The sequence below is a fragment of the Streptomyces sp. NPDC127068 genome (assembly GCF_042724695.1).
Classification (GTDB): Bacteria; Actinomycetota; Actinomycetes; order Streptomycetales; family Streptomycetaceae; genus Streptomyces.
In genome coordinates, this window is record NZ_JBHXEN010000034.1 from 24,004 (window position 1) to 35,325 (window position 11,322).

At 72.3% G+C, this 11,322-nt stretch carries 13 protein-coding genes; 4 read left to right on the forward strand and 9 right to left on the reverse strand.

Going from position 1 to position 11,322, the window contains the following annotated elements; translation table 11 throughout:
* The first annotated feature begins 76 nt into the window (after positions 1-76).
* Entirely contained in the window at positions 77-1,519 is a 1,443-nt protein-coding gene (gndA, locus tag ACFWIA_RS21650; protein WP_387007515.1) for an NADP-dependent phosphogluconate dehydrogenase, read from the forward strand.
* Between the two features lie 455 nt (positions 1,520-1,974).
* Here the strand turns inward: gndA and ACFWIA_RS21655 are convergent, their stop codons facing one another.
* Entirely contained in the window at positions 1,975-2,208 is a 234-nt protein-coding gene (locus ACFWIA_RS21655) for a hypothetical protein (RefSeq protein ID WP_387007517.1), read from the reverse strand.
* 33 nt (positions 2,209-2,241) lie between these two features.
* Positions 2,242-2,919 carry a TNT domain-containing protein gene (locus ACFWIA_RS21660; RefSeq protein WP_385492655.1) on the reverse strand — a complete coding sequence of 226 codons (678 nt, stop codon included), beginning with the start codon at positions 2,917-2,919 and terminating at the stop codon, positions 2,242-2,244.
* 260 nt (positions 2,920-3,179) lie between these two features.
* On the opposite strand from ACFWIA_RS21660, the gene ACFWIA_RS21665 reads away from it, so the two are divergent.
* Both ACFWIA_RS21665 and ACFWIA_RS21670 read left to right on the forward strand, forming a co-directional pair.
* Entirely contained in the window at positions 3,180-3,419 is a 240-nt protein-coding gene (locus ACFWIA_RS21665; RefSeq protein WP_387007519.1) for a DUF5133 domain-containing protein, read from the forward strand.
* Positions 3,420-3,427: 8 nt separating this feature from the next.
* Entirely contained in the window at positions 3,428-3,922 is a 495-nt protein-coding gene (locus ACFWIA_RS21670) for an ATP-binding protein (RefSeq protein ID WP_387007521.1), read from the forward strand.
* Between the two features lie 24 nt (positions 3,923-3,946).
* Here the strand turns inward: ACFWIA_RS21670 and ACFWIA_RS21675 are convergent, their stop codons facing one another.
* The 7 genes from ACFWIA_RS21675 to ACFWIA_RS21705 form a co-directional block, all read right to left on the reverse strand.
* Positions 3,947-4,291, reverse strand: coding sequence for a GNAT family N-acetyltransferase (locus tag ACFWIA_RS21675; protein ID WP_387007523.1), 345 nt, complete (start codon positions 4,289-4,291; stop codon positions 3,947-3,949).
* Between the two features lie 178 nt (positions 4,292-4,469).
* Positions 4,470-4,898 carry an aspartate 1-decarboxylase gene (panD, locus tag ACFWIA_RS21680; RefSeq protein WP_387007525.1) on the reverse strand — a complete coding sequence of 143 codons (429 nt, stop codon included), beginning with the start codon at positions 4,896-4,898 and terminating at the stop codon, positions 4,470-4,472.
* A gap of 283 nt (positions 4,899-5,181) precedes the next feature.
* Positions 5,182-6,045 carry an ABC transporter ATP-binding protein gene (locus tag ACFWIA_RS21685; protein ID WP_387007527.1) on the reverse strand — a complete coding sequence of 288 codons (864 nt, stop codon included), beginning with the start codon at positions 6,043-6,045 and terminating at the stop codon, positions 5,182-5,184.
* The gene (locus tag ACFWIA_RS21690; RefSeq protein ID WP_387007529.1) at positions 6,042-7,124 is read right to left on the reverse strand and encodes a FecCD family ABC transporter permease; all 1,083 of its coding nucleotides are present in this window, start codon (positions 7,122-7,124) and stop codon (positions 6,042-6,044) included. Before ACFWIA_RS21690 ends, ACFWIA_RS21685 begins: the two co-directional genes overlap by 4 nt.
* Complete coding sequence (locus ACFWIA_RS21695; protein ID WP_387007530.1) at positions 7,121-8,161, reverse strand: FecCD family ABC transporter permease; 1,041 nt, start codon at positions 8,159-8,161, stop codon at positions 7,121-7,123. Before ACFWIA_RS21695 ends, ACFWIA_RS21690 begins: the two co-directional genes overlap by 4 nt.
* Entirely contained in the window at positions 8,158-9,318 is a 1,161-nt protein-coding gene (locus ACFWIA_RS21700; protein ID WP_387007532.1) for an NtaA/DmoA family FMN-dependent monooxygenase, read from the reverse strand. Before ACFWIA_RS21700 ends, ACFWIA_RS21695 begins: the two co-directional genes overlap by 4 nt.
* The gene (locus tag ACFWIA_RS21705) at positions 9,318-10,352 is read right to left on the reverse strand and encodes an ABC transporter substrate-binding protein (protein ID WP_387007533.1); all 1,035 of its coding nucleotides are present in this window, start codon (positions 10,350-10,352) and stop codon (positions 9,318-9,320) included. The genes ACFWIA_RS21700 and ACFWIA_RS21705 overlap by 1 nt, the downstream gene beginning before the upstream one ends.
* Positions 10,353-10,636: 284 nt before the next feature.
* Between ACFWIA_RS21705 and ACFWIA_RS21710 the strand changes: the two genes are divergently transcribed.
* Positions 10,637-11,278 carry a MerR family transcriptional regulator gene (locus ACFWIA_RS21710; protein ID WP_387007535.1) on the forward strand — a complete coding sequence of 214 codons (642 nt, stop codon included), beginning with the start codon at positions 10,637-10,639 and terminating at the stop codon, positions 11,276-11,278.
* The last annotated feature ends 44 nt before the right edge of the window (positions 11,279-11,322 follow it).

Consider the following 11,322-nt stretch of genomic DNA (forward strand, 5'->3'; position numbering starts at 1 on the left):
GTCGGCGCCCCACTCTACGAGCGGGCGCAATACTGATCATCACGACCTACAACATCCGAATCCAGGAGCCCCAGGAATGACCACCCAAGCTCAGATCGGTGTCACGGGCCTCGCCGTGATGGGACGCAACCTCGCTCGCAACTTCGCCCGCAACGGCTACACCGTCGCCCTGCACAACCGCACCGCCGCGCGCACCCACGACCTCGTCAGGCAGTTCGGCGAGGAGGGCATCTTCGTGCCCGCGGAGAGCGCCAAGGACTTCGTCGCCGCCCTGGAACGCCCGCGCCGTCTGGTGATCATGGTGAAGGCGGGGGAGCCGACGGACGCCGTGATCCGGGAGTTCGCCCCCCTGCTGGAACCGGGGGACACCATCATCGACGGGGGCAACGCGCACTTCGCGGACACCCGGCGCCGTGAGCGGGAACTGCGCGAGCAGGGACTCCACTTCGTCGGCGCCGGCATCTCCGGGGGTGAGGAGGGCGCACTGCACGGGCCGAGCATCATGCCCGGCGGCCCGGCCGAGTCGTACGCGTCCCTCGGGCCGATGCTGGAGAGGATCTCCGCGAAGGCGAAGGACGGCGCACCCTGCGTGACGCACATCGGGCCGGACGGCTCCGGGCACTTCGTCAAGATGGTGCACAACGGCATCGAGTACGCCGACATGCAGCTCATCGCCGAGGCGTACCAACTGTTGCGCGACGTCGCGGGGTACTCCCCCGCGCGGATCGCGGAGATCTTCCGCGAGTGGAACACCGGCCGGCTGGACTCGTACCTCATCGAGATCACCGCCGAGGTCCTCTCCCACGTCGACGCGGCGACCGGGAAGCCGTTCGTGGACGTCGTCCGGGACAGCGCCGAGCAGAAGGGCACCGGCCGCTGGACCGTGCAGATCGCCCTCGACCTCGGGGTCCCGGTGTCGGGCATCGCGGAGGCCGTGTTCGCTCGGTCCGTGTCCGGCCACACGGACCTGCGCGACGCCTCCCGGTCGCTGCCGGGACCGACGGCCCGACCCCTCGACGAGGCGCAGGCCGCGGCGTTCGCCCGGCAGGTGGAGCAGGCCCTGTACGCGTCGAAGATCGTCTCGTACACCCAGGGCTTCCACGAGATCGCCGCGGGCAGCGCGGAGTACGACTGGGAGATCGACCTGGGCGCGGTGGCGTCGATCTGGCGGGGCGGCTGCATCATCCGGGCGGCGTTCCTGGACCGCATCCGGGCCGCGTACGACGCACGCCCCGAGCTGCCGAGCCTGCTCTCGGACGAGGGCTTCGCCCGGGAGATCGGAGCGGCGCAGGACGACTGGCGGGCGGTGCTGGTCGCCGCGACGCAGCAGGGCGTTCCGACGCCCGGCTTCTCGGCGGCGCTCGCGTACTACGACGCGTTGCGCGCCGAGCGGCTGCCGGCGGCACTGACCCAGGGGCAGCGGGACTTCTTCGGGGCGCACACCTACCGGCGCACGGATCGGGACGGCTCGTTCCACACCCTGTGGGGCGGGGACCGTTCGGAGGTGTCCGCCGACTAGCCTGCCGAGCCGAACGGGCCCCGGGACCGGTCCTGCACCGGTTCCGGGGCCCGTGGGCCGCGCCCTCGTCGCACTCGTGGTCGCCCGCCCGCCGCTCTGGTGGTCACGTACGCGTTCCCGTGGGTGACGCTCAGGAGGCGGGTCCCGGTTGCGGGGTCGGCTCGGGGCCGGGGGGCTCGGGGACCGGCGACGGGGAGGGCACCGGTTCGGGGGCGGGCGGGGACGGCGGACGGGGACCCGGGGGCGTGGGGACCGGGTCGGTCGGCGGGGGCTGCGGATGGTCGGGGCCCGGCAGCGGACCGGGGGTCGGTCCGGGCGGCACGGGGGTGGGGAAGGGATGGGTCATCAGGGGCCTCCGATGGTCGCGGTCGACTGGTGGACTCCTCCCCCGGCTACCCGCTCCCCCACCCGGGAGTCCCGTCCGCTCACCCCGAGGGGGGACGCCGACCGGCGCCTCAGCCGAGCAGCCGCCGTAGCGCGGCGCACGCCGCCGCCTCGGTGGTGTGGTGGGTGACCACCTCGTACCTGCCGCGTTCGTAGACCCCGGTCTCCCACCCGCCGTCCGACGAACGGCGCAGGAACAGGAAGTCGGTGGGGACGGGGACCGGCTCGTGGGCGTCCTCGATGCGGTAGTAGCCGTCGAGGACGCCCGCGGCAACGAGCTCGCGGTGCAAGGCGTAGCGGTTCACCGGGTCACCCGCCCGGTGGCGTCCCCCGAGGGGTCAGCGGGTGGCCGGGGTGAGGTAGCCATGGTCGAGGAGCCACTTGACGTTCAGGCGCTGGCCCTGGCCCGGGTCGAGGAAGACGGGGTCGAGTTTGATCTGCTTGCCGCCGCCGGGCTGCTCGAACCACGGGGCGATGCCGCCCTTCCACACCCAGAAGGGCTTGGCCACCTTGTAGACGCGGTAGTCGCAGGGGACGGCGGCGTCCCGGGTGTTGAGGCTCTGCGGGGGCAACGCCCGCTTGGCGTAGGCGTCGCCCGCCGGAGCGAGGTAGGAGCCGTACTCGGAGCCGAAGCGGTCGAGGCGCTGGCCCTTGCGCAGCTTCGCCGGTTCCTTGTCGAGCTGGCCGTTGACCTCGGCGAATCCGTCGTTGGGCGGGTACTTCCACCCCCCGGTGTCGGCGGGGCCCTCCCAGTACTTCTTCAGGAAGTCCTCGGAGTTGAGCTGGCCGGTGCGCTGCCAGCCCTTGAGGAGCGGGCCGACCGGCTTGTCACGCTTGGCCGGGAGGTGCTCGGGGCCGAGCCGGGCGTCACCCTCGTACGCGCCGGTGCAGGGCGCGGCCGTGGGGGCGGCGGGGGAGCCCGCTGCGGTGGGGGCGGGGGCGGCATGGGCGGCGGGTGCCGCCGCCGCGGTCGCCGCGACACCGAGCGCGGCCAGGACGGTACGGACGCGGTTCACTCAGACATCTCCTCGGGTGGTGATCATCCGAGCGCACAGCTTACGCACCGCGTTCGCACGAGCGCGATGCGTATCGCCCACCTGGTCAGTGCCGGATCAGGAAGGGACCCCCCGTTCGGCGGGGGGCGACGTGGAGTCGCCCACGTCCCGGTGACCGGTTGGCGAGCGGGGACGGTACGTCATCCGAGGAGGAGCGGCGCGGGAAGGTGTGGAGTCGATCAGACGGGACACAAGCGGGAGGACCGTAAGGAGTTCACCCCGTGCACCCATCGTCACCCGAGGTCCTTCGCGACCTGCTCACCCGGTACGCGACCCTGCGCATCGCCGTCGCCGAACAGGACAGCCCGCCGCGGCGCCGGGCGTTGGCGGACGTCTCCCGCGCCCTGTGCCAGGTGACCCGCACCGACGACCCGCGGGACGCGGTCGCCGCGGCGGACGGCGTGCTCGCCCGGAGCTGCTGCGGCGCGCACGCCCCGTCGGCCGTGCGTCGGGCGGCCTGAGCCGACCCGTGGCCGAGCCGTTCGCCTCCGCTCCGCGCGGCACCTCGGCGGGTGTCCGGGCCCCGGGGCCCGGTGAGACCGGGACGGCCCCCGAGGCCGGAGCGGGTGCCGCCCGGGTCGGGCACCCCCTGGTCACGGGGTGCCCCGCGACCGCCGGCGAGGCCCGTCGTCTGGTGCTGGCCCTGGTGGGCGGACCCGCCGTCCCGGACGACCCCGCCGTCATCGACCTGCTGTTGGTGACCTCCGAACTCGTCACCAACGCCCTCACCCACGGCGGCGGGGTGACGGGCTTCGAAGCGACCGTGGTGCCCGACGGCGTGCGGCTGACCGTGTGCGACCGCAGCGAGGTGGTACCCGCCGCCCACGACCGGGACGGGTTCCCCCGACCGCACCTGGGCGGCGGCTACGGGTGGCCGCTGATCGTCCGGCTGGCACGGGAGATCAGCGTGACCCGGCTCCCCGAGGGCGGCAAGGCCGTTCACGCCCTCGTTCCGACGGGCTGATCCGCCGGACCGGTTCGGACCCCGTCACCACTGCTCGGGGTGTGCGGTGACGTACCTCTTGGCGGCCCGCAGGAGTTCCGGATCGGCGACGGGCGCCTCCTCGGGGTGGCGGGCGGCCCACTTCACGACGTACGGGCACAGCGGGGCGACCGGGACGCCCTCCCGCGCGGCGATGGTGTACAGCTCACGGGCGAGGGACCCGGCGATGCCCCGGCCCTCGAACTCCGGCCGCACCACCGTGTGCACGGGGACCAGGGCGGGACCCGGTTCCGTCAGGACGAAGTAGGCGATGTGACCGGCGAGTTCGCCGTCCGCGTGGGCTTCCAGGCGGCCCGCCGCGCGGTCGTCCCTGATCTCCGTGTCGGTCATGGTTTCTCGTTCCTCCGGTCTGCTCGTCGATCCGGGACCGCTGGTACGGTCCGGACGTTCCCTGTGGTGCGGCACCCGGTGACGACTCGGCCGTCCCCTCCGGTGCCGGTGCGACGACGGTACGGGCGCGGGGTCCGGGCCCGGCGTCGGGCTCGCCCCAGCGGGCGCGGTCGTACCCTCAGGCGGACGCGGGCACCGCGGTGTGCGGGGCCCGCCGGGTCTCGCCGCCGGGTGCGGGTGCGGAGGGATCGGCGCCGAGCTCGACGATCCGGTTGCCCTCGTCGACATGGACCACCCGGGGACGGAGCGCCCTGGCCTCGGCGTCCTCCACCTGGGCGTAGCTGATGATGATCACCAGGTCGCCGGGGTGCACCAGGTGGGCCGCCGCGCCGTTGATCCCGATGACGCCGCTACCCCGCTCGCCCTCGATGACGTACGTCTCCAGGCGGGCGCCGTTGGTGATGTCGACGATGTGAACGAGTTCACCGGGCAGCAGGTCAGCGGCGTCCAGGAGGTCCGCGTCGATCGTCACGGAACCGACGTAGTGCAGGTCAGCCTGGGTGACGGTCGCCCGGTGGATCTTGGACTTAAACATGGTGCGCAGCATCGGGGTACTCCTGGGGCTAGGCTCCCTGCCTGCGTTTATGCAGGTCAAGGGCGGTTTACCTACCCTACAACGAGTCGCGCCGAGCTAGCGGCCCCTTCGCTACCGCCCGCGGTGTGGGCCCGTTCGCGCGGGGGCCCTGCTGTTCGAGGGCTTCGCCCAGGACCTAGCAGAAGACCGTGGAGGTCGCCCAGCAGTCCCCGTGGCGATCCGGCAGGTCGTCCGCCAGGCGCCTCGGACCGTTCGACGACCGGACCCTTCGATCCTGCGCCGTTGTTGACGTCGTTCAGGGAGCGCGGAGGGCCCCGGCGGCTGCTCCGGGGCGGCTGCCGGTCGGAGCGGAGCTGGAGTTCACCGGCACGACGATCGGCAGACCGGTGCGCGGGTCGGTCAGCACGTCCGCGTGGAGTCCGAAGACCTCGGCCAACGTGCCCGGGGTGAACACCTCGTGCGGCTTTCCCCGTGCCAGGACCGCACCGTCCTTCATCACCACGACGAGGTCGCTGTAACGCGCGGCCAGGTTGAGGTCGTGCAGCACCATCGCCACGGTGCGACCGCGCTCCCGGTTCAGATGGAGCACCAGGTCGAGCACCTCCACCTGGTGTGCCAGGTCGAGATAGGTGGTGGGCTCGTCGAGCAGCATGATCTCCGTGTCCTGGGCCAGGGTCATGGCGATCCAGGCACGCTGTCGCTGGCCTCCGGAGAGCTGGTCCAGGCGCCGGTCGCGGAGGTCGGCGATGTGGGTCAGCTCCAGGGCGCGGTCCACGGCCTCCTCGTCCTGCGGTGACCACTGACGGAACCACCGCTGGTGCGGGTGTCGTCCACGGGTGACCAGGTCGCGCACCACCAGGCCCTCGGGCGCGACCGGATGCTGCGGGAGCAGGCAGAGGTGCCGCGACACCTCTCGGGTCGCCGTGGCGTGCACGGATTCCCCGTCGAGGCGCACCCGGCCGGTGGTGGGCTTGAGCATGCGGGCCATGGTGCGCAACAGAGTGGACTTCCCGCACCCGTTGGGGCCGATGATCGTGGTGATCATCCCGTCGGGCACGTCCAGGGTGAGGTCCCGGACGACCGGGTCGCTGCCGTAGCCGATGGTCACGGCCTCGGCCCCGAGCCGTGAAGCGGGCCGGTGAACGCTCGGGGTGGTCATGCGGCGTGCCTCCGGTTGGTGCGGATGAGGAGCCAGATCAGGTAGGGCGCTCCGACGCAGGCGGTGACGACCCCCGCGGGGACGCCCGGGGGGAGGACCGTGCGGCACATCAGGTCGGCGGTGACGACGAGGCAGGCGCCGTAGACCATCGAGGCGACGAGCGGTGGCCTCGATCCACCGGTCAGCCGGAGGGCGATCTGCGGGACGACGAAGGCGACGAACCCCAGGGGCCCGACGGCGGAGACGGCTGCCGCCGCGAGCAGTACGGCTGCCAGCAGGGTGAGGAGTTGGGTGGACGGGAGCCGCACCCCGAGCCCGCGGGCGGTGTCGTGGCCGAGTTGGATCGCGTTGAGGTGTCGGCCGAGCAGCAGCGACAGCGGGAACATCGTGGCGAGGACGACGGCGACGGGGACGGCGTGGTCCCAGCCGCGTCCGTTGAGGTTGCCGTACAGCCACACCTGGGCGCTCGCGGCGTCGTTGATGCTGGCCCGGACCAGGAGCCACTGGGTGCCGGCGGTGAGTACCGAGCTGACGGCGATGCCCGTCAGGACGAGTCGTTGCGGGTCCAGTCCCCGTCGCCGGGCGAGGAGCCAGAGCAGGCCGGCGGCGGCGATGCCGCCGGCGAAGGCCGCGGGGACGAGGCCGAAGCGTTGCAGTGGCCCGTCGACCAGTCCGCCGCCGTGCCCGGCCGATGTCGTTCCGATGATGACGAGCACGGCGGCGAGGGACGCTCCTTGGGTGACGCCGAGGATGTCGGGGCTGGCCAGCGGGTTGCGGGCGAACGTCTGGGTCAGGGCCCCCGAGAGTCCCAGGGCGGCGCCGGCCAGGACGGCCACGGTGGCCTGGGGCAGCCGGAGTTCCCTGACCAACAGGGCGTGGGCGGGGTGGTCGCCGATGACCAGGGCCCGGAACGCCTCGCCGATGCCGATGGTGAAGTCTCCGGTCGCCAGGTCGACGGTGACGAGCAGGACGAGCAGCGCGAGACCCGCGAGGGTGGCGGACAGGGCCCGCAGCGGCAGCTGCCAGGAGGCGGTTCCCAGGCGTACGGGGGTCTTGGCGAGTCGGTGCGGGGTGCTCATATGCGCACCAGCCCGGTGCGGCGGACGATCAGCACGAAGACCGGGCCGCCCAGCAGGGTCATCATGATGCCGACGTGGACCTCCGACGGCAGGGCGATGACCCGGCCGATCGTGTCGGCCAGGGTCAGGAGCAGTCCGCCGAGCACGGCCGAGTACGCGGTCACCCAGCGGTAGTCGACCCCGCAGAGGTAGCGGGCCGCGTGGGGGACGGTGAGGCCGACGAATCCGATCGGGCCGCAGGCGGCGGTGGCGGCACCGCACAGGACCATGACGGCGGCGATGCCGAGGACCTTCTGTCGCAACGGGTGCTGCCCCAGCGACCGGGCGACGTCGTCACCGAGTTGCAGCAGGTTGAGTCCGGGGGCGCTGGCGGCGGCCAGGAGCAGCCCGAGCAGGAGCAGCGGCAGTACCTGGTAGAGGATGTCGAGGCCGCGTCCCATGACCGTGCCGGATCCCCAGACGCGGTACGCCTGGATGGAGTTGGCGTCGCGGACCGCGATGCCCTGGGTGAGGGCCATCAGCAGGGCGGTCGTCGCGGCGCCGGCCAGGACCAGGGAGAGGGGGTCGGGTCCGCCGCGGCTGGAGCTGATGGCCAGGACGGCGACCGCTGCGGCGCCGGCACCGGCGAGCCCGAACCACAGGTAGCCGGCGATGGTGTCGATGCCGAGCAGCGCGATGCTGAGCACCACGGCCAGCGCGGCGCCGGCCTCGATGCCGAGCAGACCGGGGTCTGCCAGCGGGTTGCGGGTCTGCCCCTGCATCAGCGCCCCGGCGAGCCCGAGTGCGGCGCCGACGGCGAGCGCCAGCGCCGTCCGCGGGATGCGCAGGTCGTGGACGATGATGGCGGCCTCGCTGCCGTCGGGGCGCAGCAGCACGTCCAGCACCTCGGCGGGTGGGATGCCGCCCGCGCCGACGGCCAGGCTGAGTGCCGTGACGACGGGGACGGCAGCGAGCAGGAGGGCCAGTCCGGTCCAGCGGCGTCGGGCGCCGGCGAAGGCGCGCGGGAAGGCGGGGCGGGCCGTCTCGGTCAGCGTCATGCGGGGTAGAACCGGGTCCAGCGCTCGCGCGGGACCGGCAGGGTGAACGGCAGGCCGAGCTTCTCCCGCAGCGTGCCGTGGGCGTACTCGCGTTTGTGGACGCCGCGGGCCTGGAGGAGCGGCACCACCGTGTCCACGAAGTCGGCGAGGGCGGACAGGACGGGTACGCCGAGGGTGATGCCGTCGTGGGCCCCGGACGCGAAGTCGACCGCGATGCGGTCGGCGATCTGCTCGGGTGTGCCGATCACCATGCTCGGTGAGTTGATGGTGAGTGCGTCCTCGGGCGCGAGGTCGAGGAGTTCCCGTTGGAAGGCTCTGGCTTCTGCTTCGGTGCTCTTGACGAAGGGCACCAGGTTGGGCACGACCCTGAGGGCGTCGGCTGCGCGGCCGGCCGTGACCGCTCGGTCGATGAGGTCCTTGCGGTAGGCGCGGCCCTCCGGTGGGTCGGTGCAGGCCGCGTAGACGAGGTCGGCGTACGCGCCGGCGAGTTCGCGGCCGGCGGGTGAGGGGCCGGCCTGGCAGATCAGCGGCACCGTCTGCGGTGAGCGGGGGGTACCGAGGGGCCCGTCGACCTGTACGTGCTCTCCGGCGAAGTTGACGGCGTGGATCTTCTCGGGGTCCACCGGAGTCAGCTGCGAGCGGTCGGCGGTGATCGCGTCCGGCTCCCAGGAGTGCCAGAGCTGGAGGCAGGCGTCGATGAACTCCCGGGCCCGGCCGTAGCGGATCTCGCGGTCCTCGGCCTCGTCGAGGCCGTGGTTGCGGGCCTCCTGCACCGAGGCGGAGGTGACGACGTTCCAGCCGGCCCGGCCCTTCGAGAGGTGGTCGAGGGTGGCGAGTTGGCGGGCCGCGGCGTAGGGCGTCCAGTAGCTGGTGCCGAGGGTGGCGATCAGGCCGATGTGTTCGGTGTGCGCGGCGACGGCGGTCAGGAGTTGCACGGGGTCGAGGTTGAAGAAGAGCGCGGCGTCGGGGGTGTGGAACTGCGCACGGTGGTCGACGATGAAGAGGGCGTCGAATCGGCCCGCCTCGGCGAGGCGCGCTTGTTCGAGGTGGAAGTCGAGGTCGTTGACCCGGGTGACGTCCATGGTGGGGTGGCGCCAGGCCTCCCAGGGGTACCCCTGCGAGGTGAGCACGTAGTTGAGCACCAGTTGGCGCTGCATCAGGCTATGGCCTTCCTGAGCTCGTCGAAGAGCTTCACGCCGCTCTTCTCGTCGATGACGGTGCCGTCGCCGAGGAGGACGGCGCGGATGTCGCCCAGGATCCACGGGACGTCGAAGGCGCCGGAGCCGTACCAGGCGGCGAAGTCGACCGCACCGACCTGGGAGTCGTCGACCTTGAACAGCGGGTTGTCCAGCGGGTCGGGCGCTCCGTACTGGACCGATCCGCTGAGGACGAAGACGATCGGAGCGACCAGTTCGCTCAGCTTCTCCTCGCTCACGCTGGTGTACCCGTACTCCAGGCCGGTGCGGTTCTGGCCGTGCTCGGCGGGGCGCTTGAAGCCCAGGTCGGTCAGGACCGGTCCGGCGGTCCGGCTGCTGCCGTAGGCGCAGAAGGTTCCGTCGCCGCACGCGGACATCAGCGAGACGGTCTTGCCGGCCAGGCCCGCTCGGGCGAGGTCGCCCTTGGTGGTGGCGATCTCCCGGTCGAGGTGGTCGATGACGGCCTTGACCTCGTCCTGGTGACCGGTGGCCCGGCCGAGGAGGTGCAGGCTCTTCTCCCACGGCGCGGAGGCCGGGGTGATCAGTACCGGAGCGATCTTCTCCAGGTCGTTGAGCAGTTCGTCGGTGCTGGGGCTCTGCTCGCCGATGATGAGTGCCGGCTGCGCCTGGAGGACGCGTTCGACCTTGTCGGGGGCGACCAGTTCGACGCCTTCGTCGGCCAGCAGTCGGTGACGTGCTTCGAAGGCCGCGTCCCCCTTGTAGGAGTACGTGCCGGAGTGGGTGGGGGTGACGCCGATCGCGAGGAGTTCGGTCGCCGTCCTCGGGTCGAGGGCCCAAACCTTCCGGTCGGTGACGGGGACGGTGGTCTTCCCGTAGGCGCCGGCGAGGACGACCTCGCTCGGCCCGCCGCTGCTGGCGGCTTCCTCGCCCTGGTCGCCGGAGCTGCCGGAGCCGCAGGCGGTGAGGACGAGCACGGCCGAGACGAGCGTGGCTAGCGCGTGCGCGGCGCGGCGGCGGGTGACGGTGCTCAGCATGGGCGGGTGTTCTCCTGGTTGATGTGCCGGTCGATGGGCCGGGTGTGCGTACGGGGCGGGGAGGAAGGTGGCGAGATGCCCGGGCCGCGCCCGCTCGTGCTGGCGACCGGGACGCACTTCGTCGCGCTCATACCGCTCCGCTCCCCTCCCCGGCGGGCCGCCGGCGTCCTCGCCTGTTCAACGGCCGTGCGGCTGTCGATGCCGCCTCCACCGCTCCGGGGTGCAGTAAGGCTTGCCTAACCTCAATCTTGAGTCTTCAAGGCAACTTGATGTCAAATGGACACATGAGCGATCCACTTGGTGTCTCGATCGGCCAGGCAGCAGCCCTCTACGGCCTCGCCCCGTCGACACTGCGGTGGTGGGAGGCCCAACGAGTGCTGCGCGAACCGCCGCGGGTGAACGGGCGGCGGGCCTACAGCGAGACCGAACTCCGTCGCATCGGCCTGGCCTACTTGTGCTGCGTGGTGGGAGCGATGCCGCTCGAACAGGCGTCCGTGGTGACTGCGGGCGGTCGCAACCGGCAGTGGCAGAGCGCCGTGAAGCGCCAGGCCGAGCTGACCGAGGAGAAGATCAGGCAGCTACGGAGCGCTCATGCCTATCTGCTGCACCTGTTGCAGTGCCCGGACGACGACATCGTCGGACAGTGCCCGGATCTCGACGGCGAGCTGGTCGCCCACACGCCGCGCGGGCTCGTCGCGATACCCGGCCTCGTCGCCGCGGCACAGTCGATCCCGCGGCGCACCGCGGGCCGTCGACCACGTGACGAAATGAAGCCGTCGCGTGAGGAAAACACCGCCCCTTCGCGTCGCTGCGCCGTCTGCGCGGGGCCCGTCGCCCAAGCGGCGCGGGGCCGTCGCCGCAAGTACTGTTCGCGCGCGTGTCAGCAACAGCAGTACCGGCAGAACGCGGAGCGGCCACCGGTCTGACGGGGTCGGGGACCGGCCACGGGCCTGACAGGGCGGGGACCGCC

Excerpts from the sequence above, each read along its gene's own strand:
- ACFWIA_RS21710 (WP_387007535.1), top strand. The coding sequence starts at position 10,637 with ATGAGCGATCCACTTGGTGTCTCGATCGGCCAGGCAGCAGCCCTCTAC.
- ACFWIA_RS21675 (WP_387007523.1), bottom strand. The coding sequence starts at position 4,291 with ATGACCGACACGGAGATCAGGGACGACCGCGCGGCGGGCCGCCTGGAA.
- ACFWIA_RS21705 (WP_387007533.1), bottom strand. The coding sequence starts at position 10,352 with ATGCTGAGCACCGTCACCCGCCGCCGCGCCGCGCACGCGCTAGCCACG.
- ACFWIA_RS21700 (WP_387007532.1), bottom strand. The coding sequence starts at position 9,318 with ATGCAGCGCCAACTGGTGCTCAACTACGTGCTCACCTCGCAGGGGTAC.
- gndA (WP_387007515.1), top strand. The coding sequence starts at position 77 with ATGACCACCCAAGCTCAGATCGGTGTCACGGGCCTCGCCGTGATGGGA.
- ACFWIA_RS21685 (WP_387007527.1), bottom strand. The coding sequence starts at position 6,045 with ATGACCACCCCGAGCGTTCACCGGCCCGCTTCACGGCTCGGGGCCGAG.
- ACFWIA_RS21690 (WP_387007529.1), bottom strand. The coding sequence starts at position 7,124 with ATGAGCACCCCGCACCGACTCGCCAAGACCCCCGTACGCCTGGGAACC.
- ACFWIA_RS21695 (WP_387007530.1), bottom strand. The coding sequence starts at position 8,161 with ATGACGCTGACCGAGACGGCCCGCCCCGCCTTCCCGCGCGCCTTCGCC.
- panD (WP_387007525.1), bottom strand. The coding sequence starts at position 4,898 with ATGCTGCGCACCATGTTTAAGTCCAAGATCCACCGGGCGACCGTCACC.